At 61.9% G+C, this 24,469-nt stretch carries 24 protein-coding genes and 3 pseudogenes; 8 read left to right on the top strand and 19 right to left on the bottom strand.

Features of this window, described 5'->3' with window-relative positions:
- Positions 1–516 carry a TetR/AcrR family transcriptional regulator gene (locus tag LRS09_RS30330; RefSeq protein WP_374684917.1) on the bottom strand — a complete coding sequence of 172 codons (516 nt, stop codon included), beginning with the start codon at positions 514–516 and terminating at the stop codon, positions 1–3.
- 509 nt (positions 517–1,025) lie between these two features.
- On the opposite strand from LRS09_RS30330, the gene LRS09_RS15360 reads away from it, so the two are divergent.
- The 7 genes and pseudogenes from LRS09_RS15360 (at position 1,026) to LRS09_RS15335 (ending at position 7,452) form a co-directional block, all read left to right on the top strand.
- Positions 1,026–1,949 (top strand): ABC transporter ATP-binding protein, encoded by a 924-nt coding sequence (locus tag LRS09_RS15360; protein ID WP_257807665.1) that lies wholly within the window; start codon positions 1,026–1,028, stop codon positions 1,947–1,949.
- Between the two features lie 47 nt (positions 1,950–1,996).
- A pseudogene (locus LRS09_RS30325) lies at positions 1,997–2,098 on the top strand (hypothetical protein); the annotation flags it as partial.
- 41 nt (positions 2,099–2,139) lie between these two features.
- The gene (locus LRS09_RS15355; protein ID WP_257807663.1) at positions 2,140–3,213 is read left to right on the top strand and encodes an extracellular solute-binding protein; all 1,074 of its coding nucleotides are present in this window, start codon (positions 2,140–2,142) and stop codon (positions 3,211–3,213) included.
- Positions 3,214–3,571: 358 nt separating this feature from the next.
- A complete protein-coding gene (locus tag LRS09_RS15350; protein ID WP_257807661.1) occupies positions 3,572–4,072 on the top strand; it encodes an ABC transporter permease in 501 nt (166 codons plus the stop codon).
- Positions 4,073–4,081: 9 nt separating this feature from the next.
- Entirely contained in the window at positions 4,082–4,876 is a 795-nt protein-coding gene (locus LRS09_RS15345) for an ABC transporter permease (protein WP_257807660.1), read from the top strand.
- Positions 4,877–4,913: 37 nt separating this feature from the next.
- Positions 4,914–6,350, top strand: a complete 1,437-nt coding sequence (locus LRS09_RS15340; RefSeq protein WP_257807659.1) for an aldehyde dehydrogenase family protein — start codon at positions 4,914–4,916, stop codon at positions 6,348–6,350.
- A gap of 43 nt (positions 6,351–6,393) precedes the next feature.
- Positions 6,394–7,452 carry an alcohol dehydrogenase catalytic domain-containing protein gene (locus LRS09_RS15335; RefSeq protein ID WP_257807658.1) on the top strand — a complete coding sequence of 353 codons (1,059 nt, stop codon included), beginning with the start codon at positions 6,394–6,396 and terminating at the stop codon, positions 7,450–7,452.
- 82 nt (positions 7,453–7,534) lie between these two features.
- Here the strand turns inward: LRS09_RS15335 and argE are convergent, their stop codons facing one another.
- From argE to LRS09_RS15245, 18 genes and pseudogenes are all read right to left on the bottom strand, one after another.
- Positions 7,535–8,635, bottom strand: coding sequence for an acetylornithine deacetylase (gene argE / locus LRS09_RS15330; protein ID WP_257807656.1), 1,101 nt, complete (start codon positions 8,633–8,635; stop codon positions 7,535–7,537).
- 36 nt (positions 8,636–8,671) lie between these two features.
- Entirely contained in the window at positions 8,672–9,727 is a 1,056-nt protein-coding gene (locus tag LRS09_RS15325) for a Glu/Leu/Phe/Val dehydrogenase (protein ID WP_257807654.1), read from the bottom strand.
- A 22-nt stretch (positions 9,728–9,749) separates the two neighbouring features.
- Positions 9,750–10,664, bottom strand: coding sequence for a DMT family transporter (locus LRS09_RS15320; protein ID WP_257807653.1), 915 nt, complete (start codon positions 10,662–10,664; stop codon positions 9,750–9,752).
- Entirely contained in the window at positions 10,661–11,401 is a 741-nt protein-coding gene (locus LRS09_RS15315; protein WP_257807651.1) for an alanyl-tRNA editing protein, read from the bottom strand. The genes LRS09_RS15320 and LRS09_RS15315 overlap by 4 nt, the downstream gene beginning before the upstream one ends.
- An 81-nt stretch (positions 11,402–11,482) precedes the next feature.
- On the bottom strand, positions 11,483–12,364 hold the full coding sequence (locus LRS09_RS15310) for an AraC family transcriptional regulator (protein ID WP_257807650.1): 882 nt from the start codon (positions 12,362–12,364) through the stop codon (positions 11,483–11,485).
- A gap of 91 nt (positions 12,365–12,455) precedes the next feature.
- Positions 12,456–13,196 carry an amino acid ABC transporter ATP-binding protein gene (locus tag LRS09_RS15305; RefSeq protein ID WP_257807649.1) on the bottom strand — a complete coding sequence of 247 codons (741 nt, stop codon included), beginning with the start codon at positions 13,194–13,196 and terminating at the stop codon, positions 12,456–12,458.
- Positions 13,197–13,270: 74 nt separating this feature from the next.
- The gene (locus LRS09_RS15300) at positions 13,271–14,065 is read right to left on the bottom strand and encodes a transporter substrate-binding domain-containing protein (protein ID WP_257807648.1); all 795 of its coding nucleotides are present in this window, start codon (positions 14,063–14,065) and stop codon (positions 13,271–13,273) included.
- 56 nt (positions 14,066–14,121) lie between these two features.
- Positions 14,122–14,388, bottom strand: a complete 267-nt coding sequence (locus LRS09_RS15295; protein WP_257810203.1) for an ABC transporter permease subunit — start codon at positions 14,386–14,388, stop codon at positions 14,122–14,124.
- 19 nt (positions 14,389–14,407) lie between these two features.
- Positions 14,408–14,773, bottom strand: coding sequence for an ABC transporter permease subunit (locus tag LRS09_RS15290; protein ID WP_257807647.1), 366 nt, complete (start codon positions 14,771–14,773; stop codon positions 14,408–14,410).
- The gene (locus tag LRS09_RS15285; protein WP_257807645.1) at positions 14,770–15,456 is read right to left on the bottom strand and encodes an amino acid ABC transporter permease; all 687 of its coding nucleotides are present in this window, start codon (positions 15,454–15,456) and stop codon (positions 14,770–14,772) included. The genes LRS09_RS15290 and LRS09_RS15285 overlap by 4 nt, the downstream gene beginning before the upstream one ends.
- A gap of 206 nt (positions 15,457–15,662) precedes the next feature.
- The gene (locus tag LRS09_RS15280) at positions 15,663–16,637 is read right to left on the bottom strand and encodes a DMT family transporter (protein WP_257807643.1); all 975 of its coding nucleotides are present in this window, start codon (positions 16,635–16,637) and stop codon (positions 15,663–15,665) included.
- A 23-nt stretch (positions 16,638–16,660) separates the two neighbouring features.
- Positions 16,661–17,647 carry a succinylglutamate desuccinylase/aspartoacylase family protein gene (locus LRS09_RS15275; RefSeq protein ID WP_257807642.1) on the bottom strand — a complete coding sequence of 329 codons (987 nt, stop codon included), beginning with the start codon at positions 17,645–17,647 and terminating at the stop codon, positions 16,661–16,663.
- An 8-nt stretch (positions 17,648–17,655) separates the two neighbouring features.
- Positions 17,656–18,489 (bottom strand): succinylglutamate desuccinylase/aspartoacylase family protein, encoded by an 834-nt coding sequence (locus tag LRS09_RS15270; protein ID WP_257810202.1) that lies wholly within the window; start codon positions 18,487–18,489, stop codon positions 17,656–17,658.
- Positions 18,490–18,877: 388 nt separating this feature from the next.
- Positions 18,878–19,291, bottom strand: a pseudogene (locus LRS09_RS15265) (ABC transporter permease); the annotation flags it as partial.
- A gap of 238 nt (positions 19,292–19,529) precedes the next feature.
- On the bottom strand, positions 19,530–20,360 hold the full coding sequence (locus tag LRS09_RS15260) for an ABC transporter permease (protein WP_257807641.1): 831 nt from the start codon (positions 20,358–20,360) through the stop codon (positions 19,530–19,532).
- A 29-nt stretch (positions 20,361–20,389) separates the two neighbouring features.
- Positions 20,390–21,460, bottom strand: a complete 1,071-nt coding sequence (locus tag LRS09_RS15255; protein WP_257807640.1) for an ABC transporter ATP-binding protein — start codon at positions 21,458–21,460, stop codon at positions 20,390–20,392.
- Positions 21,461–21,573: 113 nt separating this feature from the next.
- Complete coding sequence (locus tag LRS09_RS15250) at positions 21,574–22,656, bottom strand: PotD/PotF family extracellular solute-binding protein (protein WP_257807639.1); 1,083 nt, start codon at positions 22,654–22,656, stop codon at positions 21,574–21,576.
- 68 nt (positions 22,657–22,724) lie between these two features.
- A complete protein-coding gene (locus LRS09_RS15245; protein ID WP_257807637.1) occupies positions 22,725–23,495 on the bottom strand; it encodes an IclR family transcriptional regulator in 771 nt (256 codons plus the stop codon).
- A gap of 416 nt (positions 23,496–23,911) precedes the next feature.
- Here LRS09_RS15245 and LRS09_RS30320 point away from each other — a divergent pair.
- Positions 23,912–24,409, top strand: a pseudogene (locus LRS09_RS30320) (nucleoside hydrolase); the annotation flags it as partial.
- Between the last annotated feature and the right edge of the window lie 60 nt (positions 24,410–24,469).

Genomic DNA, 24,469 nt, shown 5'->3' with positions numbered 1-24,469 from the left:
CTAGCCGCGCAGGAGACCGCGCCAGACAAGTTGGACTTGCTGGCGCAGCCGTGAGTGCATTTCCTCGATGCTCATGTCCTCGACGATCAGGTAGAGGCGGAAGCAGTCGCGAGTGATGGCATTCAGGAGTTGCGCGGCCGTGCGCGGATCGACATCGGTGTCGACGTGGCCGCGCAATTGCATCTGCCGAATGAGCCGCTCGAGCTTGCGCGTGAAGATCGATTGCGCCTCGATATAGGCGGCGCGCCGTTCGTCCTGCGCCTCGAGCGCGGCGGCCGAGATCATGCGCCAAACGTTCTTTTGCCGATAATCGAAGCCGTCCTGCAGATCGATGCGAACGAACTCGCATATGACGTCAATCGGATCGCCTTTCGGATCTTCGATGATGCGGTCGAGGGCCTCGTCCATCATCTCCTTGCTGATCTCAAGAAGCCCGAGAAGAATGTCGCTCTTCGATCGGAAATAATTGTAGATCGTGGGAGGCGATACTTCGGCGAGGCCCGCGATATCCTCCATGGTCGTTTCCGCGAAGCCCTTCGCGGTGAAGAGATCGGCGGCGGCAAAAACAATCGCCCGGTGTCGACGCAGCCGCTGCCGGTCGCGCAGTCCCAAGTTTTCGCCAACCTTTTCCATGTCGTCTCCCAAACCTCTTCACCGGCCACGCAGCGCTCGCAAACGGAAAGCGCGCAGGCCAGCACCTGAACTCCTACGGAAATCGGTCGATCGTGAAGTCGTCGACTCATTTCGTGCGCTTGCCCGCCACAGATGACCGACGGATGCAAGGCTTTGTCGATGGGCACCTTGCGGTCAACCCGGCGGCACAACCTGTATAGGACTTAAGTTCTTTATTCCAATGAAATGAACGCGCCGGGATAGGCACCCCAGACGCGGCGGGCTCCGCAGTCAGCCACAAAACTTTATCGCATTTAAAATTATTCCCACAACAAAATATTTGACCTTGACTAACAGATGGCTGCGGTTACGCTGCCTGGACAAGCTCAGAAAGCGAGAAAGCTGGCCTCCGAATGTCCGTGGGTGAAGTCCAGGTACAAGCCGCCGTCAAACGATATGGCAATGTCGAGGCCGTTCGAGGCGTCGATCTGCATATTCGAGGGGGAGAATTCCTGACGCTGCTTGGGCCCTCGGGCTGCGGCAAGACGACTATCCTGCGGATGGTCGCTGGATTCGAGGATCCGACGGCAGGCAGAATCCTGATCGACGGCCGCGACGTGACGCGGGTGCCTACCTATCGGCGGCCGATCGGCATGGTGATGCAAAACCTCGCGCTGTTCCCGCACATGGACGTCAGCGAGAACGTGATGTTCGGCCTTCTGCTTCGGAAGGAAGATCGCGCGACCGCACGGCGCAAGGCCGCGGATGCGCTCGCGATGGTCGGGCTCGCCGGCTACGAGGAGCGACTGATCCACCAGTTGTCGGGCGGACAGAAGCAGCGCGTCGCGCTGGCCCGTTCCCTGGTCACAGAGCCCGCCGTCCTTCTGCTGGACGAGCCGCTGTCCGCTCTCGACCTCAAGCTTCGCCAGCAGATGCAGGATGAACTCAAGCGCATCCAGAAGCAGGTTGGCACCACATTCATCTTTGTGACGCACGATCAGGAAGAGGCGATGAGCATGTCCGACCGTATCGCCGTCGTAAACCACGGCCTGATCGAGCAGTTGGGCTCGCCTCAGGATGTCTACGACACGCCCGCCTCGCTTTTCGTCGCGAACTTCGTCGGCGAAACCAACGTCTTTCCCGGCCGCGTCCGCGAAACAAGCGGCGAAATGACCCAGGTGAGCATCGATGAGGTGGCGCAGGTCGTCAGTGCCCGGGGGACCGGCTTCCAGATTGGCGACAGGGTCGACGTGATGGTTCGTCCGGATTACCTGCGCCTCGGCAGGCCCGGCCCTGCCGGCGGTCTGCTGGGGACCGTCACCGATCGTCGTTCGTAGGCAGCGGAACGCGCTACCTTGTTTCCGCGGCGGGGCGCGACGTCAAGGTTCGCACCCCGCACGACCCGCAGGAGCCCGGTTTTGCCCCGGGAGAAGCCGTGCAGATCACCTTTCAGGACGGGGGCTGTGTTGCTCTGCCCGCCGCCTGATCGCGATTACCAGCCACAACAACAACCAATGGGGGCCTGTCATGACCAATAAGCTGTTACTGAACCGCCGTCATCTGATTGCCACCGGTGCCGCCGCGCTTGCGGCGCCCTTCGTGATCACTCGGCAGACTTATGCCCAGGGCAAGGGCGAGATCATTCAGTGTAACTTCGGTGGCGGTGTCGCCAACGCCTTCCGCAAGGCCTACGGCGAGCTTTTCACCCAGGAAACCGGTATCCCGTTTAAGATCGTCGAGGTGCCGTCAACCGAGACGGCCGTCATGTCGAACGCGTCGGCGCCGATCTACAACTCGTCCTATCATTCCTATTCCGGGGCGATGAAGCTCAACAAGATGGGCGTGACCGAGACGCTGAAGCTCGCAGACTTCCCGGCGCTCAAGGACGTGCCGAAGAACATGCTGCCGATGCTGGATGACGAACACATCTCGGGCATCCCCATCCAGTTCATCTTCTACGGGCTCTGCTACAACACCGATTTCTCGAAGAAGGAGGACTTCGTCTCGTGGAAGGCGCTGGCCGACCCGAAGTGGAAGGGACAGGTGACGCTGACCAAGCCGGTCTTCGCCTCGCTCTATGACGTGCCGTGGTATTCCTACATGCTCACCGGCGACCAGAAACAGCTGGAGGCAGGAATCCAGCAGCATAAAGCTGTCTCCGACAACGCGCTGACGGCCTACACCTCAATGGCGCAGAACCAGCAGTTGCTCCAGCGCGGTGATGCCGTGGCTTCCGCCTATTATTCCAGCCAGGTCTGGACGCTGAAGGAGGAAGGCGCCACCAACGTCGAGGTCAACATCCCGCAGGAAGGGGCGCTGATGATCCCCTACGTGTTTGTGATCCCGAAGAACGCCCCGCATATGGAGGCCGCTCTCGAATTCGCGCGATTTGCAGGCACTGCGGCTCCGCAAGAGCGAAATTTCGCGGCTTCCGGCTACATCCCGCTGAATACCACTGCGAAGATCGACGAGGACCTCCTGGTGCAGCGCCTCGGATATTCGCGCGAGGACATTGTCGCCAAGACCTACAATCCTGACTGGGCCTACATCGAGTCCACGCGCGAAGATCTCATCAAGAAGATCGAAGCGGCCCTCGGCTAAGCGACAGGAACAACGCGAGGATTCCTCATGAGCTTTGGTAGGGCGTCCCTGCTGCTGCTGATGCCATGCATCGGCTTGCTGATCGGCCTGCTGACCGGTGTGGGCACGCTTGTGCAGCAAGCCTTTACCGGAGCCGAGGGATCCTCCGTCGCCAACGTCGCAGACTTCCTCGGCCGACCCGAGGCCATGCGGGTCTTCTGGTATACCCATCGCATTGCGCTCGAAGTGACGGCGATCTGCCTCCTCATCGCGTATCCCCTCGCAGTGTTCATGGCACTGCGCCCGAAGGTGATCTACCTGGTGCTGATCCTGATGCCATTGATGGTGTCGATCGTGGTGCGCACGTGCCGGCTGGGTGGTGATCCTGGGGCCCCGCGGCCTGGTCAACACCGCGCTCAAATCAGCCGGGATTATCGACAGGCCTCTGCCACTCATGTTCAACGATGGGGGCGTGATCGTGGGTCTCGTCCACATCTTCATCCCCTTCGCGGTCCTGGCAATCCTCGCGGTCTATGTGAAGATCGAGAAGACCCTGCTCGAAGCAGCCATGGTGCTCGGGGCCTCACCGCTGAAAGTGTTCCTTCGGGTGGTACTGCCGCTGTCGCTTCCCGGCGTCGCCACCGCGGCCAGCATCGTCTATCTGCTGTCGCTGGGCGCCATCGTCACACCGCTTCTGCTCGGCGGGCAGCAGCAGAACATGCTGGGGACGATGATCTACAACCAGATGCTGGTCTACTACAACTTCCCCGCCGCATCGGCCGCGGCGATCCTTCTGACTGGCTCCGCGGCGATCGCCGTCATTCCCTTCCAGCTGGTCGATCGCTGGGCCACGCGCAAATTGCCGAGCCGGCGGACCTGAGGACACTCGATGAAACCCGGACAAGCCGTGCTCACCGCCTTCGCCGTCGCGGCGTTCGCCTTCATCCTGGCGCCGATCCTTGTGGTGGTCCTCGCCTCCGTGACGCCGCGAGGATATCTCGAGTTCCCGCCGCAAGGCCTGTCGTTGCGGTGGTATGCGGAGGTGCTGACGTCGTGGGCCTGGGGCCGCGCGTTCCTGGTCAGCGTCGCACTGGCCACGGTGGCGGCCACGGCAACCACCTTTGTGTGCTTCCTCGCAGCCCTCGTCACCACGCGTCGCAAGGTTCCCGGCAAGAATCTGCTGGAGTTCCTGATCCAGTTGCCGCTGCTGCTGCCGCACGCAGCACTGGCCATGGCCCTATTCTCCCTCATTCTTGTCCTCGGCCTGCGCGGCAGCTTCCCGGGACTTGCTGTCGCACACCTGATCCTGGTCATGCCGTTCGTCTACGCACCCATCGTGAACGGTCTGCGCCAGCACGACCTTTCGATCGAGGAGGCAGCGGCGACACTGGGAGCCGATCCGATCACCGTCTTTCGCAAGATAACGCTGCCCATGATCCGGCCGGCGCTCGTCAGCGCATTTCTCTTCAGCTTCATCGTGTCGTTCGATGAAGTAACGGTTTCGGTGTTCCTGATCGGGGTCGATATCACCACCCTTCCGGTCAAGATTCTCTCAGATATCCAGGCCTCCGCCAGCCCTGCGATTGCCGCCGTATCGACCCTCCTCATGGGACTGACGCTGGCCATGGTCTACATCATCAACCGGCTCGTCGGCATCCGTCTCTTCGTCGAGAACCGCGCCTGACTGCTAATTTCCCTCCCTAGCATCTTCAAGAGTTAACATGATTGAGCGTCGCCAATTCTATATCGATGGCGTCTGGGTCGACCCTGTCGAGGGCCGCGACGTCCAGGTGATCGATCCTTCTACCGAAATGCCGTGCGCAGTCGTTTCGATGGCCGGTCGTGCCGATGTCGACCGGGCCGTGGCTGCCGCCAAGGCCGCGCTGCCTGCATGGATGGCCACGCCCCCGCACGAGCGGATTGCGGCGGTCGAGCGGTTTCTTGCAGCCTATCAGGCGCGGATCGAGGACGTGGCACAGGCCGTCTCACTCGAGATGGGCGCGCCGATCGATCTTGCACGCAGGGCTCAAGCCCCTCTGGCGGTAAAACACATCAAGGGATTTCTCGCGGCCGCGCGCGACTTTGCTTTCGAGGCGCCGCTTTCCCCGGACGATACCAAGACCCGGATCATCCATGAGGCGGCCGGTGTCTGTGCGCTGATCACCCCGTGGAACTGGCCGTTGAACCAGATTTCGCTGAAGACGATCGCCGCCTTGATTGCGGGCTGCACGATGGTGCTGAAGCCGTCGGAGGAGAGCCCCCTCAGCGCGCTGGTCTGGGCCGAGTGCATCGACGCGGCAGGATTTCCTAGGGGCGTCTTCAACCTCGTCAACGGTGACGGCGCGGGAGCGGGAACGATGCTCAGCAGCCATCCTGACATCGACATGGTCAGCTTTACCGGCTCGACCCGTGCTGGCATCGCGATCTCGAAAACTGCCGCGGACACGCTGAAGCGCGTCCACCTCGAGTTGGGCGGCAAGGGTGCCAACCTGATCTTCGCCGATGCCGAACCGGGCGCGGTTGAGCGGGGTGTCCGCCAGATGATGAACAACACCGGCCAGACCTGCACGGCTCCGAGCCGGATGCTGGTGCAGCGTGAGGCGTATCCGGAGGCGGTCCGGGTCGCAGCAGAAGTCGCCGGTAGCCTGACGGTGGGTCCGCCCTCGTCCGAGGGTCCGCATTTGGGTCCCGTCGTGAATCGCGCCCAGTGGAACAGGATCCAGGGCCTCATTCGGACCGGAATCGCCGAAGGTGCACGCCTCGTTGCGGGCGGCCCCGGCCTGCCCGACAACATCGACAAGGGCTTCTACGTGCGGCCCACCGTGTTCGCCGACGCGGACAACACGATGACGATCGCGCGGGAAGAGATATTCGGTCCCGTCCTGACGATCATCCCCTTTGACACCGAGGAAGAGGCGATCGCGATCGCCAACGACACCCCCTACGGCCTGACCAACTATGTCCAGACGACGGATCACGACCGTGCCCATCGCGTCGCCAGCGCGTTGCGCTCGGGGATGGTTGAGTTGAACGGCAATCCTCGCGGTCTCGGCGCCCCCTTCGGCGGCATGAAGCAGTCGGGTAACGGCCGCGAGGCAGGTGTCTGGGGACTGAAAGACTTCCTGGAGGTGAAGGCGGTCGGCGGCTGGTCCGCCTGACCCGCCGCATCCTTCTCCCTTCTTTCCGCAAGGACACTGAATTATGAAAGCCTGGCTCAACCGCGATCACGGCGCTGCTCTGCAATGCGAAGAGGTGCCTGACCCCGATCCCGGCACGGAAGGGCTGGTCATCAAGGTCAGCCATTGCGGTCTGTGCCATTCGGATCTGCACCGCTGGCACGGCATATCGAACATGGGCAGCCGCGGCGTCATTCACCGTCCGCGCCCCGAGAACCCCATCGCGATGGGCCATGAGATCGTCGGCGAGATCGTGGGGATGGGCTCCGCGGTGACAGGGCGCAGCCTTGGCGAGAAGGTTATCGTCTACCCCTGGTTCGGCTGCGGCAAATGCAAGGCCTGCTTGGCGGGAGAAGACAACATGTGCCGCGAGCCCACGCGCAGCCTGGGCTTCGGAAACCACGGCGGCTTTGCCGAAAGGGTAGCGGTTCCGCATGAACGCTATGCTGTGCCCCTAGGGGACCTGGCGCCCGAGCAGGCAGCTCCTCTTGCGTGCGCGGGACTGACGGTTCGTTGCGCCATCCGCAAGATCGAGCCCTTCGATCCGACCGAGACGATCGTCACGATCGGTACAGGTGGAGTGGGCTTGACCGCCATCTCGGTGTTGCACGCCCTCGGCCATCGCAATGTTGTCGCGCTGGATCGTGACGCAAGCCGTGCCACCGACGCTGTTGCCGCCGGCGCGGCGCGGTTCATCGCGACACCCGAGGGCACGACGTCAGCAAGTCTCGTCGAGGCGCTTGGGGGAAAGATCGACAACGTGCTCGATTTCGTCAACAGTTCAGAAACCGCCGCGCTCGCCTTCGATCTTCTCGGGAAGGGCGGGCGAATGGTCCAGGTGGGACTCTATGGTGGCGAGCTGAATGTACCTCTGCCGCTCTTGACGGGTGCCTCGCTCACGGTTCGGGGAAGCATCACCGGCACGCTCGGCGACCTGCGCGACGTGGTACGCATGGCGCGTGAAGGACTGCTGCCGGCTATTCCTGTTTCTGTGCTGCCGAGGAGCTCGATAAACGACGCGATCCAGAGCTTGGACAAAGGTCAGGTCAAGGGGCGAATTGTGCTCGTCGCCGAGGGCGGCTAGGCAGCCTGGCGTGCGCTTCAAGGGAACTGGATGCGACGACGCCACTTAAAGTAAGGCGTGCAAGTCGTCTGGACCAACGTCTTCATTGGGTCAGCGGCGTCTCGGACCACTTAGCGATACGCTGCAAGAACCGGTCACATTCGGCAAGTTGTTCGGCGGCTATCCACTCGTCCGGCTGGTGCGCCTGGGCGATCGTCCCCGGCCCGCAGACGACGGTTGCAATCCCCGCTTCGTCGAAAAACCCACCTTCCGTGCCGAACGGAAGGTCATGGGCCGGAAGTTGCCCGCCCAACTCAGCCGTAAAGGCCATGGCGTCGGCGTTTTTCATAAGAGGCGGTACGCGAGCGAGAAGCGTTGTCGTCAGCGGTTCGGTTTGCGTCTGCAAATATGTCTCGACCGCTGCCAGCACCTCCTGCGTTGTGGACTCGTCCTTAGGCCGAAATTCCCAGACAACATCACATCTGCTTGGCACGATGTTCATTGCAGAGCCTCCTTGGATCCGACCCACATTGAAGGTCGCGCCTTGGCTCAGGCTCTTTGCGGCAGCGAGCATCTGGATGAACGTTGCAAATGCCGCGGCAGGATAAATTGCACTGGTTCCTTCGGAGGGATCGCTTGAGTGGGCCGCCTTGCCTCGAAATCGAGTTTCGTAGCCAAAGAAGCCTCGGTGTCCATTTCCTATTCGCATCGCGGTCGGTTCACCGACGATCGCAAACGCCGGCTTGCACTCTGCGGCCAGCAAATCCTGAACCAGTCGAGATACACCCAGACACCCGACCTCTTCATCATAGGAGAAGGCGAAATGGACTGGCCGATGTAGTTTCCTGGTGGCGATTTGAGCAGCCGCCGCCATGCAACAGGCCAGGAAGCCCTTCATATCCGTAGTGCCCCGACCATAGAGGCGGCCGTTGTCTTCACGAAGAACGAATGGATCGGACGACCATTGCTGATCATCGACGGGAACAACATCCGTATGTCCCGACAGCACAACGCCTGGAACCTCTGCCGGGCCAAGGCTCGCGAGGATGTTGGCTTTCGTTCTCTCGTCATCGAATGTCAGGCGAACGCGCGCGCCGAGGCGCTGGAACCGGTCAACAACCCAGTCCACGAGCGCGAGATTCGAGTTGCGCGACGTGGTGTCGAAGGAAATCAGTTGCTCCAGGATCGCGCGCGTGTCGCCCATGCCGAAATTACTCTCGCTGACAGCTGGAACAGTCTTTCAAAGTCTGTCGGTGGCTGCCGTAGACAGGCGTTCCCGAGCAAGGAGCATTGCAGCGGCATTCGTCTGAATGGCTTCGCTTTCGGAACGCTGGAATATCGCGAGCAGGCTTTCGCCTATTCCCTTCACATTCCGATCGACGAGCGCCTCATCAAATCCCTCTCGCTCCGAGGCGACCCTTATCATTCCGCCCGCGTTGATAACGAAATCTGGTGCATAGAGAATTCCCCTCGCCCTCAGCGCCTCGCCATGGTGATCCAGGGCGAGCTGATTGTTGGCAGCACCTCCGACAATCTCGACCCGCAGCAAAGGCAGCGTCTCGTCGTTCAGGATCGCTCCCATGGCGCAGGGCGCGAAGATATCCGCCTTTGCTCCGTAGATTTCTTCCGGCGGGACGCTGGAAGCGCCAAATGCGGTAGCGGCCCTGGACACCCGCTTGTCATCGACATCGCTGACGACGAGCTTCGCCCCCGCCGCATGGAGCAGTTCGCATAAATGCCAGCCGACATTGCCGAGCCCCTGCACCGCCACCGTCTTGCCGGCCAGCCGATCCCCGCCCCAACGATGACGCGCGGCAGCCACCAGCCCATAATAGACCCCTCGAGCCGTTGTGGGTGACGGATCGCCGGTACCGCCCAGTTCAACCGGGAGGCCGACGACATGCCTCGTCTTTTTGTAAAGTTCCCCGAAATCCTCGACTGTAGTGCCGACGTCTTCAGCGGTGATGTATCGTCCTCCCAGGCGTTCCACGGCGATGCCCATCGCCTGAAGCAGCGCGGGCGTCTTCTGGGTCCTCGGATCGCCGATGATCACCGCCTTGCCACCTCCCAGGTCCAGATTCGCCGCAGCTGCCTTGAAGGTCATGCCACGCGACAGGCGAAGGACGTCTCGCAGCGCTTCGGCCTCCGAAGCGTAGGGATACATGCGGCAACCGCCGAGTGCCGGGCCGAGGGTCGTATCGTGGATTGCGATGATGGCGCGAAGTCCGGATGGCTCGTCGGCGACGAATACGACCTGCTCGTGCTCGGCAAAGTCACCCGCTGAAAACACGGTCATGAAAGAACTCCTGCATGCGCTACTAGGGTGTTGAAGGGGCCGGCCAACGTCGCGTTGCGACAAAGAAGCCGCAAAGGATCAACGCCGCGCCAATCAGGTGAAATCCGGCCACGGGTTCACCGAGGACGAGGAAGGCGAGGATCGCGGTGAACAAAGCCACGAGGTGAAACGACGCGCCCGTCACGCTCGGTCCCAACGTCGCGACGCAGCGATTCCAAAGGATGAACGCAAAGAGGGAGGCGAAAACGCCGATGTATATGACCGCACCGACCGAAGCGGCATCAAAGGGGATTCTGGCTCCGGCTGCCAGCTCCCAGGCCCAGAAAGGAAGAAGCACGCCCAGGCCCGCGACCATCGTACTGGCCAGGAAAACCAGTGCTTCGAGTTCGCCCGGTTTGCGCCTGACGAGAACGGAATAGACCGCGTAATTGGCAACGGCGACGAGGACCAGAGGCTCTCCGGCAGCAAAGCCGATATGGGCCAGATCCGCCGGATTGCCGCGCGCCACGATCCATGCGACGCCGACGAACGATATCAGGATGCCCAAGATGGTCATCCTCCGAACCCGTTCCACGCCAAGGGCGAACGCGGCAAGCGGCACCATCAAGGGAAGAGACGAGTTCAGAAAGGCGACGCTCGCGGCCGGTACGGTCTGAAGGGCGACGTAGCCGAGGGCGTTGTAGCCGGCGATCCCGAAAGCCCCACATAACAGGATCAGAAGCCAATTCTGGCGCAGCAGGCCGCGCTGTCGCCATACTGCCTTGGACACGAATGGGGCGAGAACGGCAATGGCGATAACCCACCTGCCGACGGCGAGCGAGACAGGTGGATAGTCGTTGGCGAGAGCCCGCCCGAGCACGAGGTTGCCGGCCCAGAACAACGGGGGAAGCGGCAGGAGAAGAAGGGGCCGCGACCAAAGATATGCCAGCGCGTTCATCGTGCGGCTTCTGGGGCCAGCCCGGCAAGTCCGATCCGGAGGCGGCGGTTGTGACGGCCCTTGTTCTCGATCTTGAGAATGCGAACCGGAGGCGACTCGCCAGTGGAAGTGAGATGCGTGCCGCCGCAGGCCTGGCGGTCCAGTCCAACGATTTCCACTATGCGCACGAGGCCGTCCGGCGACGGCGGCGGCGCTACCGATCGTGAGCGAATAAGCCCCGGTTCGTGGAACGCCACGTCCTGCGGAACATGCGACTGGCGCACCGGAAGATCCTTGCGGATCACGTCGTTTATTTCTGACTCTATGGCTCGTAGCCGGTCATTGTCCGCATCCACCAGGTCGAAGTCGATACGTGCAGTGCCGTCGCCCGACATTTGCACGCCAGTCACAAGCGCTCCATCGAAGTCGCGGTAGACTAGTGCGTTCACGACGTGCAGATCGGTGTGCAGCTGGCGCATGAGACGCCTGAAACCGGGGTCGACTTGCGCCATGACCTCGGTGCCGGGAAGCTCAACGGTCTCCTCCAGCAGATGCCAGATGCGTCCGTCCTGGATTTCAAATCCCGATACGGCTACCGCGCCTTGCGACCATTCGATGATGCCGCGATCGGGCAGTTGGCCGCCGCCGCCCGGATAAAACGGCGTTTCCGCCAGCAGTACGCTGCCCGGCTTTGCGTCAATTACCTGAGTCCGGTGAGAATAGGTTTCGGGATGATCGAGACAAAAATAGTTAGCCATGTCGTTCTTCCGAAGCTGAGCTCGCCCGTGACGGACCGCATCGGAAGTCAGACTAGAAGCCGGAACGCTTCGTTTATTGGCTTAAATTGCGCGTACGTTAGGATCGATCATGGCCGCCCTGATCCACTGAAGAGGTGTGATCCCAAAGCAGCGTTTGAAGTGCCTGGTGAGCGCACTCTGGTCATAGAAGCCTGCGCTCAGCGCGGCCTCCGCAATCGGAACACCGGATTCGAGAGCGTTTACCGCGATGTTGAGACGGAGCTGCGTGAGAAAGGCATGCGGTGTCAGTCCCGTGGTTCTCTTGAAAAGAGCGATCAGTTGGAACGGCGTCAGCCCGACTTCCTGGCTCAGATCGGCGAGCGTGAGCTCCTCATCGTGCCGGTCATGCATCAGTTCCTTGAGGGTGCGAACCTTGGTTCGGTCGGCGAACCGAGCCGACAGATGTGCCTTTCCGGACCCGTGGCGCCGGAACAGTTCGCCGAGGCTGCCTACCAACAGCTCATGCTGCTCGAGCTCGTCCCCTTGCGAATCCAGGGCGCGATGAAGCCGCATGAAATCGGCGATCAGATCGGCGTCGGTGAAGACATTCTCCATGAAATACGGAGTCTGTTCGAGGCCGATCTCCTGCTTGAGAACGTCTAGCGCCGGCGCCGAGAGATAAAGGCTGCGATAGCGCCAACGGTCGCTTCGGCCCATTCTCCCGGAGTGCGGTTCGTCGGGATTGAACGCGAGCAGCACCGACGTCTTGGCTTCCTCAATGCGCCCGCGGCTTCTGAACTCCGAGCCACCCGTCTCGGTGACCGCGATGACCAGGGCATCGTGGCTGTGCGGGGCATATTCGTGCGTCGTAAAATCGGCGGCCAGGCAGCTCAAGCCATGGATCCGGGGATCGCGCCAGTAGCGCGCGCTGTTGCGTGTGTCTATTCGAGGCACGCCCGCAAGCCCTCCATAGGCTTCAGGCAATGCGTTCCTCCAGACGCGCTGCCCGCAAAAGTCGTCCAGGTTTCTTGTATCATCCGTGCCGCGTTCGGTTCAAACGAATTGCTGCCGGCGTTCAGTGCAGAATCTGCGAGAGAAAGGCCCGCGTCCGCTCGTTGCTCTGATCGGTGAAGAACGTCGTAGGGGACGCCACCTCGACGATTTGCCCCTTGTCCATGAACGCAATGCGATCTGCAACTTGACGCGCAAATCCCATCTCATGGGTGACGCAGATCATGGTCAGACCCGATTCGGCGAGACGGACCATCACGTCGAGGACCTCGGCGATCATTTCAGGGTCGAGAGCGGATGTCGGCTCGTCGAAGAGCATGACCTTGCTCTCCATGCAAAGGGCGCGCGCTATCGCGACGCGCTGCTGTTGCCCGCCGGAGAGCTGATGCGGATACTTACCTGCCTGATCGGCAATCCTTACGCGATCGAGATGCCGCATCGCGATCTCCTGCGCCTCCTTCTTCGGGATACGGCGAACCAGGATCGGAGCAATCGTGCAGTTTTCGAGAGCCGTCAGATGCGGGTAAAGGTTGAACTGTTGGAATACCATTCCAACCATCTGACGCACCCGCCTTATATCCGAGGGGGCCCCATCGACCCTCTGGCCGTGGACAAGAATTTCACCGGCGTGATGCGTCTCAAGCTGGTTGATGCATCGGATCAGCGTCGACTTTCCGGATCCCGACGGACCGCATATGACGACCCGCTCGCCGATCCCGATGGAGAGGTCGATGTTCTTGAGGACCTCGTACGAGCCATATCGCTTTGATACCCGTCGAAATTCCACAGCCGGCACGTGGCTCATCGTGTTTTCCACCTTCTAGAAGGGTCTGGCCAGACCGAGGGGCGGCGCTGAATGCGACGTCCCCCGGCCGTTGGTCAAAGGGAAGGCAACGTTGCCGGCAGCGGCTCGCCAAACCACTTTTCGGAGAGCTCATCGAGACCGCCCGCCAGTCGCTGGTGGAGGATGAAGACGTTCAGCCAACGAAGCAGATCCTCGTTGCCGCGCGTGACGCCCAGGAAAGCGGGCGAGTTCTTGATAACGATCTTGCTTTCGATATCGAGTCCGGGATTGTTTGCGGCGATGACCGCGGCTGCGGTGTTTCCGCTCACCAGCACTTCGACCTGGCCCGTGAGCCATGCCGACGTTGTCGTTGCATTGTCCTCGAAACGCATAATGTTTGCTTCGGGGGGAGCGAGCCGCGAAATCTCCAGGTCCTCGAGATTGCCTCGCGTCACGCCCACCGTCTTGCCGGCGAGATCCGCGTAACTTTTTATGTCGACCTTACTGGAGGAAAATACCCCCGAATAGAAGGGAGCGTAGGCACTGGAGAACCAGATCGACTTGGCCCGTTCCGGATTTGCACCGAGCGCCGCAACGACGATGTCAGCCTTGTCGGTCTGAAGATAAGGAATGCGATTTGCACCTGTCGTGACGACCAGTTCGAGCTTCACGCCCAGGTTTTCGGCGATGCGTTTGGCGACATCGATGTCATAGCCTTCCGGTTCCAGTTTCGCATTGAGAGCTCCGAAAGGCGCAAAGTCCTGCATGACCGCAATGCGGACGGTGCCTCGCTGGAGAATTTCGTCGAGCGTTCCGGAATGCGCGCCGCTCTGCATTACAAGCAAGGTTGCGGCGATCGAAACAAAGAAAGAAGAGAGTCGCTTCAGCATTTTTGTTCCCCATTGTTGTTGACGGAATTATTGCGAAGTTCGCATTGTCTTCTTGGTCATTTCGGCGTGAAGCGTCGCTCCAGTTTTCTGGCCGCGATGGAAAGCGGCAGGTTGATGGCCATGTAGATCAGGCCGACGACGAAGAAGATGAAGAACGGCTTGAAGGTGACGTTGTTCAGTACGTAACCGGCCCGCGTCACTTCGACGAAGCCGACGATCGACGTCAGCGCAGTGGCTTTGACAATCTGAACGCTGAAACCGACCGTCGGCGGTATCGCGATCTGGACAGACTGCGGAAGCACGATGTGCCAGAGCGCCTGCAGCCGCGAGAGACCGGACGCCTCAGATGCCTCCCATTGACCGACCGGTACTGCGCGGTACCGCCGATCGCCAGATCTCGGTCAGGAAAGCCCCCGAAAAGGCGATCAGCGCAAGGGAGGATGCGAGCCAGGGCGAGACGTCGATGCCGAGGAGCGGAAGTCCAAAGAAGCACAGGAAGATTACCATAAGCAGCGGCGTGCTCTGGATGATCACCGTGATAAATGACACGATGCCCCAGACATACCTTCCGCCAAGAACAGAGATCACGGTGAACAGGGACGCGACGGTCGCTCCGCCGACGAAAGCGATGAACGAGAGCGCCAATGTCCACGGGACTTTTCCGATAAGTGTCTGAACAATCGCCAGATTGCTGAACGAACCGCTCATCTGCGCACATCCCTCTCCCAGGGAAAGAGGAACGGGCGGATCAGGGCGTAGACCGTGGCGAAAGCGATGCCGGCCGCAGCGTACATGACCGTGATGACCAGATAGCTCTCGAACGCGCGGAAAGTCCGCGTCTGGATGAACTGGCCGGCATAGGTGAGATCTTCGACGGCTATTTGCGAAATCACGGCCGAGCCAAGGAAGACGAGCACGAATTGGCCGACGAGCAGGCGGTCAACCTTGGCAAGGGCGGGAGGCAGCAGAATGCGCCAGTAAACCTGAAGGGGCGTCATGCCCTGTGCTCGGGCAGCCTCCGAAATTCCCCTTCTCGAGTTCTCAAGCCCGCCGCGAACGATCTCGGTGAAGTAAGCTCCAATATTGAGCGACAAGGCGGCAATCGCGGCCGCGCTGGGATTGAGTCTCAGACCCAGTGCCGCAATCCCGAAGTAGATGAAGAACAATTGCACGATGAACGGCGTATTCCGGATGGTTTCGACATACCAAACGACGGGCGCGCGGATCATGAGACGGCTTGAAGACCTGGCTTCTGCGCACACAAGCGCGAGGGCAAAACCGATTCCGGCCGAGACGATGCACACCCATATGCTGACGATCAGCCCCGAGATCAGCATGTGGCTATAGGAGAAGACCTCGGAGAACCGCATCGACCAGACCACTTCGCCCATGAGCAGATGTCATGCCCGCACCGCCTCGTTTCGCGATCGGACCTGATGTGTGCTAAGCTTAAGTTCCCGGCGCAGTGCGTTATTGGTGATTCTTGAGAGATTCCCACGCGGCAGCAGATCATTCGCTCGGTTGCGAATGCATGACCGCTCGCGGAGTAGGAGGCGCCCCGAGTTACACCACAGACCGTTGGCCTGATCCTTCGGGCCTAAACCTCTTTGGCAGAAGTCAGCCTGACTGCGGTGTGGCGCCGAGCGGAGATTGCATCGAAAGCGATGAACAACGCGATCACGCACAGGCCGGCGGCGGTCAGCGGCGACCAGACGTAGAGGGGTGAGAAGCCCTCCAGCGCAAAGGTAAAGATCGGCATGGCAGCCATCATCACCAGGACCGTGTGCGGATCGGACCGCTCGATGCCCATCTGCAGGAACACCATCGGGATGACCGTTCCCAGGAGGCCGACCGCGGCAAGGATCAGCATAAGCCTGGGTGTCCAGTCGACAAGCCAGGTCTTGTCGTCGAGCACGGTCAGCACGACGGCGATCGGGACGATGAGGTAGCAGCGATGCGCCAGGATCGCGCCCGACGGCCAGCCGCGGTCGCTGAGCGCCTTGGAGGCGAAGGTGATCAGCACCGATCCCATCGCCGAGAGCAGGATCGCGACCAGCCCCGTCCAGCCGCCGGACGTTCCGACCGCGAAGCCGGAGCCCTGCACCGCGGATACCGCCAGGATCGAGCAGCCGGCGAGAAGGCCGAGGCAGACGATGACGCGGGCACGGCCCGGAATGATCCCTGACACGAGGAAAAGGATCAGGATCGACAGGCCCGGTCCGACGCCGAACTGCACCGCGCCGGCGACGGCCGGTTCGATCAGCTTGAGCGCGTAGAAGAAGAACAGGAAGCACAAGGCGGTGCTAAGGTTGAGCATCAGGACGTGGCGCCAGGCCACGGTCCCGACACGCCGGCCGTAGCGCGGCCAGAAGAGGAGCGGCATCACGCCGAAGCAGAACAGCACATAGACCTGTGACGGCACGGCGGTCAGCAAGGTGCCGTAGGCCACCTTGCCGGCAGCCATCATGAACACGGCAACCATCACCAGCACGCGGCCGGTTGTGGCGCGATTGGTCGAGCCCATCGTTCTTCCGATCTCGGTATCGCGCAGAGGAAAGGAAGCCGCCTGCACGGCGGCTTCCATTGTGCCCATGGTCAGGCGCGGACTTCCTTGGGGTCGAGGCCGATATGGATCAGCGTCTCGCCCGAGGCCATGATCGGCCCTGAATGGATCGCGAGCACGATGCCAGCCTTCGGGGCCAGCGCCTTGCCGCGCTCGTTGCCGTGCATGTCGAAGTAGCGGCCGATCTCGGTGCCCTCCTCGACCGTGTCGCCGCACTTGACGAAGCGCTCGAACAGCCCGCCCTGCTTCGCCGTGACCCATTCGAAGCTCGAGAAGTAGTTCATCTTGCCGTAGTCGACGACGTCGCCTTCCAGCATCTCCAATGCGCGCAGAACGTTGGTCAGCCGCTCCACGGCATCCGTCACCGACTCGTCGGTAAAGGAGCGCAGCTTGCCGCCGCACTCGACGATGTAGCTTGCGATACCGTCCTTGGCGGCCGTCATCATGGCCGAGCCGGCCAGCAGTTCGTCCGGCACCGGCAGAGTGTCGCGGTAGCCGAATGCCTTGGCGACCTTTTCAGACGTTGCCGCCGCCTTGCCGTTCTTCGGGAACAGCGCCCAGCGAACATCCGGCGTAAGCGCGGTATGGAAGTCGATCAGCACGTCGGCATAGGTCTTCAGCGGCTCATAGAGTGCGTAGGCCATCTGCTGGGTGAGGGTGCCGCCCGGGTTGCCCGGGAACTGGCGGTTCATGTCGCCGCCGTTGAAGCCCTCGAACGGGCTCATGCGCAGCTTCTTTTCGAAGGCGGTGACGTTCAGCACCGGGATCGCGACCACAGTTCCTTTAAGCGTCTTCGGGTCCAGCGAGTTCAGGAACTCGTGGATGATGAAGGTGCCGCAATATTCGTTGCCGTGGACACAGGCGTGCATCCAGACGACCGGCCCCTCCTTCTCGCCCTGCACGATCACGACCGGCGCGTCGATCGAACGCCCAGCCGGCGTCTCGCCGATCTTCAGGTTGCCCTTGGTGACGCCCGGCGCGGTAGAGCGGGCAGTTCCGACTATGATTTCCTTGGTCATGTTCCGTCTCACGCAGTCTGGGGATTGAGGCCGATATGAACCAGCACGTCGCCCTGGGGAATGATCGGGCCGGGATGGTAGGCAAGCACGACGCCGGATGCCGGCGCGGTCACGTCCCCGCTCGCATCGCCATGCAGGTTGTAATAGGTGCCGACCACGTCGCCTTCCTTCACCAAGTCGCCGCCCTTCACGCAGGGCCGGAACAGGCCGCCGCGGGGCGCGTTCGCCCAGTGGAAATTCGAGAAAGTGGTCAGTGGGCCGTAGTCGGTGACCTCGCCCGGCAGGATGCCGATCGAGCGCGCGAGATTGCGCAGGCGCTCGGTGACGTCGGCGACAATCTCCATGTCGAATGAGGAGCCGAGCCCGCCCGCCTCGATGATATAGGCAGGGATGCCATCCCCGCCGGCCGTCATCATCGACGACCCGACCAGCGTGCCGGCAGGCGTCGGCAGCGTGTGCGCATAGCCGAAGGCTTCCGCCATCTGGCGTCCAACGCGGCTCACCTCGCCGCCATGGTCTGCATAGAGCGCCCAGCGCGTGTCGCGGGTATAGGCCGTGTGGAAATCGACCAGATGCGTCGCGTGCTTCTTGAGGTTCTCGTAGATGACATAGGCCATCTGCTCGGTGAAGCCGCCGTTCGGATTGCCGGGGAAGCATCGGTTCATGTCACCGTTGTTGAAGCCCTCGAACGGGCTCATGCGGTGATAGGCACGGAAGGCCGTGATGTTCAGGATCGGCAGCGCGATCACCGTGCCGCTCATCTCCGAAGGCACGAGGGACCGAGCGAAGGACTGCACGTTGAACGTGCCGCAATATTCGTCGCCATGGACGCAGGCATGCATCCACAGCACCGGGCCATCCTTGGCGCCGCGAACGATGATCACGGGAATCTCGACCGCCGTGCCGTCCGGATTCTCCGCGACCTTGAGGGCGCCGTCGAAACGGCCGGGGCCGTCCGCACGCGCGGTGCCAACCTCTATTGTCTGCATGGGTCAGTTCCTTTCCTTGAAAAACAGTCTGGCTTTGGCTGCAGGTCAGATGCGCATGACGGAGCGCAATCCGACGAGCCGCTCGATGAAGAGGCCGAACAGGATGATCATGATGATCTGGACGGTGGTGATCGCCGCGACGATCGGCGAGCTCTCCCACTGGACATAGGAGAAGATCTCGACCGGCAGTGTCGTTGCGCCAGGTCCGGAGATGAACAGGGCGATGTACGTCGCCGAAGGAGATGATCAGCGCAAAGATCGCCGACGACAGCACGCCCGGCGCCACCAGCGGCACGGTCACCTCCCAGAGCACGCGAAGCCTGCTGGCGCCGAGCGTGTAGGCCGCAGCCTCCACGTCCGGATCGACGCCCTCAAGGCTCGCCGTGATACCGGCAATGGTGAAAGGCAGGCAGATCAGCACATGGCCGATCACCAGCACCGCCATTTCAGGGATCGGCAGCTGCGTCAGAAGCAGAAGCAGCGAGAGGCTGATGAGGATGTGCGGGATCATCATCGGCAGCATCGCGATCGACTGCCCGATCGTCCGCGCCTTACCCAAGAACCGGACCAGTGCGTACGAGGTCAGAAGCCCGATGACCGTGGAGAAGATCGACGCCAGCACGGCCAGAACAAGGCTGAACTTGAACGAACTCATGAAGCTCGAACTGTTCAGGAACTCGCGGTACCAGTGCAGCGAAGCCTGCGAAAGGCTGTAGGTGTTGCGCATGTCCGGGCTGAACGAGGTGAAGATCACGATCAGGATTGGTGCCAGCAGGAAGACGTAGATCGCCGTCACCAGCAGTCCGAACATCAACCGGCTGAAAGCAGTCAGGTCGACGGGAGGCGCCGTGATCGGCTGCCCGGGGCGCGCCACTGCGGCGCTCGTGTTGCTCTCAGTATCCACGGCGCGTCTTCCGGAAATAATAGGAGATCAGGGCGAATTGGCAGAGCACAAGCAGTGCCGCGACCGCGGCCGCCAGCGGCCAGTTGAAGGTCGACATGATGAGCTGGTAGATCACCTGCCCCATGATCGTCAGGTCGCGCCCGGCGAGCAGATCGACGGTCACGATCGAGCCCGACGTCATCGTGAAGACAATGACCGAGGCCATGACGATGCCCGGCCTGCTGAGCGGCAGGGTGATCTCGAGGAAGGTACGCAGCGGCCTGGCACCAAGCGTTCCGGCGGCCGGCACCAGATGCGGATCTTGCGCCACCAGCGACGAGAAGATCGGAAAGACCATGTAGGGCAGCATGATGTGGACGAGCGCCACGATTGCCGTGCGCTCGTTGTTCAGCATCTGAAGCGGCCGCTCGACGACGCCGCTTCCCACAAGCAGCATGTTCACCAGCCCGTCGGTGCCGAGCAGGACGATCCAGCCGTAGGTGCGCACGATCACGCCGGTCATCAGCGGGGCAATGATCAGGAACATCATGATCCCGCGCCAGGCGCTCTTCATCCTCGAAAGAAACAGCGCGAGCACATAGCCGAGGAGGAGCGTGATCACCGTGACGGTCAGAGAGACCCTGATCGTGTCGAAGATGATGCCGCGATAGTAACCGTCGAGGACGAGGCGGCCGTAGTTCTCGAGCGTCGGCTGCGCGACGCTCATGTCCGCGACCGAGTAAGTCAGGAAGCTGAGCGACAGGAAGAAGCCGATCGGGATGATCAGGAAGAACATGTAGAGGATGCCGATCGGCGCCATCAGCGCCGTAGCCGAACACATCCCCGCCCTTGCCGTGTTCGCGGGTCATGTCAGGCTCCCGGGATCACACGGCATTCGCGCAGGATCGCGCCGACCTTTTCACCGGGCTGCATCGCCCGGTAGTTCTCGAGGCTCGGCACCGAGCACTGGATCGCGTGTCCGGCTGGCGTCTCCAGCTCGAACAGAATCCGCTCGCCCTGGAAGACACGCTTCGAGATCGTGGCGGGTACTGCCTCGGGCGCATTTGGAGCGGCGAGCGACACGCGTTCCGGACGCGTCATCAGCAGGGCTTCCGAGCCCGCGGCCGGAGCACCACGAACGGACTTCGCACGAACCTTGTAGCCCTTTTCTAGTTCGACCAGCAGGTCCTCGCCCGTCGCCTCTGCGATCCGGCACGAGATCAGACTCGCCTCGCCGATGAAGGTCGCCGCGAAGCGCGTCTGCGGCTTGTCGTAGAGCGTCTCAGGCGAACCGACCTGCTCGACATGCCCGCCGTTCATCAGCACGACGCGGTCGGACATTTCGAAGGCCTCGTCCTGGTCGTGTGTGACGAAGACGGTGGTGATGCCGAGACGCTGCTGGATATCGCGCAGTTCCAGCCGCATCTTCTTGCGCAGCAGCGCGTCCAGATTGGACAGTGGCTCGTCAAGAAGCAGGATAGAAGGCTCGATCACGAGTGCGCGGGCAAGTGCCACGCGCTGCCGCTGCCCGCCCGAGAGCTGCGACGGGTAGCGCTCTTCCACATTCGGCAGGCCGACGACCTCGAGCATACGCCGGACCCTGTCGGTGATCTCCGCTTTGGACACCTTCCGCATCCTGAGCCCGAAGGCGACGTTCTGGGCGATCGTGCGGTGCGGGAAGAGGGCGTAGTTCTGGAAGACCAGGCCAATATCGCGGTAAGGAGGCGCGAGGTTAGTGATGTCGCTACCGCCCAGCACCAGACGACCCTCGGTCGGTGTCGTGAGCCCGGCGATGATGTGAAGGGTCGTCGTCTTGCCGCATCCCGACGGCCCGAGCAGCGTCAACAGTTCGCCCTTCTGCACGTCGATATCGACAGGGCCGAGAGCAGTCGCCGTCGCATAGCGCTTGACGATCTTCTCCAGTTTGAGGGCGTGATCCAAGGCAAAGTCCTTCACGTGGAGTCCGGCGCGCAGCGGCGCGGGCGGACAGCCGTTCATGTCTGATCTGGATTGAACGGGCGCCGCCCCTTGCAGAGGCGGCGCCGTCAGCGGCGTCAGGCGCCAATGACTTCCTTATTCCAGCGCTCGGCGTACTGGTCGCGATAGGCGAAAATGACCATCGGATCGACCTTGCTCTGCAGCTTGCCGAGGAGCTCGACCTGCGCGTCCGACAGCTCGATCTTCTTCAGCTGCGGCGGCAGGTTCTTCATCGCTTCCATGTTAGTCGGCGGGTAGCCGGTCAGCTTGGCGAAGGCGATCTGCTTCTCCGCGTCATAGGTTTCGTTGATGAGCGCCTCAGCATTCGCCGTGAACTGCTCCGGACGGTTGGCGATGATCGCCATGTTCCAGACCCAGGACAGACCACCCTCTTCCGGAATGACGAACTCAACCGGCGTGCCCGCTGCGGCTGCCTGCGCGATACGGCCGCCGAAGAAGGGGACGAGCCAGATTTCTTCGGAGTCGATCAGCTGGCGGGTGTGCTCGACATTGTTCGCGACGATCGCGCCATTATCGGTAAAGAGCGTCTTCAGCTTCTCGATGCCGGGACCGATGTCTTCGGAGGTGCCGCCGAATGCCTGGTTCAGCGAATAGAACACCTCGTCGCCGATCCAGCCCCAGGCGGGGAAGGCGACGCGTCCCTTGAATTCCGGATCCCAGAGATCATTCCAAGACGTGATCGGGCGCGTGATGCGCTTGGTGTTGACGCAGAGCCCGTACGGCGTGTGGCACTTTCCGGCGAGGAATTCATAGCGGAACGACGGATGGATCTGCTTGAGGTTCGGTAGGCTCTCCTCGCTCAGCGGCTTGTAGAGCCCCATGGCGCCGAGCTGGCCGGCGCGCATCTGTCCGGTATGGATCAGGTCCCATTGCGGGCGCGCCTTCTGCGCCATCACCAGCGGCTCCTGGCCAAGGCCGAGCTTCCAGGCCACGTCGACGTCGTTCGCCTGGGCGAAGGGCGCGACGAAGGTCTGGTCGACCCATTCCTTCCAGGAGCCGCCGGCCATGAGGATGTTCAGGCCGCCGGCGGCATGGGCCCCGGAGGCGCCGAGGCCACCGAATGCCGCGGCACCTGCAAGCGCGCCGCCGGCCTTCAGCAGCGAACGGCGGGATATTGAGAAGCGGTCGTTACTGGTCATCATTGGTTCCCCTTGTTGTGTTCAGGATTTCAGCCGAAACTCACTCGACGAGTTCTTGGGCCTCGAAGTCAGGCACTGGTGCTTCCACGACGGAGCGCGCCTCCCAGATCGGATCTCGTGCCCGGCGCCCGATGGCGGCCGCCTCCTCGCGCAGACGTTCGAACATGCGCATGCGCAGGGCCCGGTCGACGGCGGCGGTGGGATAGGAGATGGACAGCCCGATACCATCGCCGCGGCGCTGGTCCCAGACGGCGGCCGCCAGCGCGGCGATGCCCGGGATGATGGCGCTCTGCCCCCAGGCGACGCCGTATTTCCATGCCCATCTCGACGCGGGCGAGGATCTCCTCGTCCGAATAGCGGTCGCCCATATAGACGCGGGCAAGCCGGATGATCTCGCCGTCCTCCAGATAGGACATCAGCGCCCTCCCGACCGACGTGGTGAAGGCGGGCATCGGCTGGCCAATCTCGCGTACCAGCCGCAGCGGATAGGAGCCGTGGCGGACCGACAGGATGATGATGTCGGCCCCGTTGATGACCGAGACGTAGCCGGCAAAGCCGAACTCCTCGGTGAGCCGCTCCAACGCGACCTCGACCTGATCCTTCAGCGAATGCTGCGCCGAGTAGAGATCGGCAAGCAGGAGCGAGCGCGGTCCCGCGACGTAGCCGACCCCCTCCCCCGCCTCGCGCTCGAGAATCCCGTAGTCGCCGAGCGTCTTCATCAGCCGCGACACCGAGCTCTTCGGGATGCCGATCTCACGGCAGACCTCGCCGACGCGCAACACCGGCCGGGTGCGATCCAGCAACGACACGATCTTGAGAGCATTTTCGAGTGAGCTCATTTTTTCCCATATACAGCAACGCTATTGCTATATATAATACAGCCTTGCGGAGTGGCGTCTGTCAAGACGGTTTTGCTTGGTTTGAAGGCAGGCGAGTGGGCTGCCTGTTGCGGCGGCAGCCGGATCTCGATGTTGCAAGGGGACTCGGATGATCTGCCGAAGCCGCCGGACGTCGCGCCTTTGCGCCGTCGGCATGCAGCCGGGAATGCGATCGTCAGTGCCGCGCCGCAGCCGCGGGAGTGGCTGTGTCAAATCTACGCCGACGGCACACTGCGTGAGCAATCCCCACGGCCAGATGGTCGGCCTCATGCGTCTGTCGGAGACAGCACTGCCATGTCGATGTCATCGACTAGGTTACAGGGTAAAATTGTCGCTATGTCATGTCCTAGCCCGACAAGGTCCCGCGGCACAGGCACGAGGCGACGATCCTTGCCATGGACAGGCTGACCAATCTGGCGACGACGATCGCCGATCTAGTGGAGGAAGTCGTCATCATGGGCAGTGCGTTCGGTCCGGCCGGGTGCAACGGCAATGCTTCGCCTGTGGCGGAGGCCGACATCATCGAATATCCGCATGCGGCCGATATTGTGTCCGGCGCATCCTGGCGGGTCACCACGATCCGCTTGGACGTGACCCGCCAGGTCGTGATGGAGCCGATGGACGTCGAACGTCTGGCGTCCGCCCGACGACGCCGGCCGGTTCATTGTGGAATCCTCAAAAGGACACAGGCGATGCCATGCCCGGTTCGGCATAGATGGCTTCTACCTTCACGATTCCACCGTCGCCGCCTTCGTCGCCGATCGCCTGTCACTCATCATACGATCTGGTCCTGCATGGCGTATGCACCGAGGGAGTGGCCATCGGCCGGGCCATATAGATGGAGCGAAACATCCCCTACTCGCCGGCGCACCTAACGGTGCTCCAGATCAGAACGTCACGATCTCGGTCAACGGTGCACCCGTGAAGCGGCTTCT

Source organism: Mesorhizobium sp. J428, from assembly GCF_024699925.1.
GTDB lineage: Bacteria > Pseudomonadota > Alphaproteobacteria > Rhizobiales > Rhizobiaceae > Mesorhizobium_A.
This window is presented reverse-complemented; position numbering and strand designations above follow the sequence as displayed.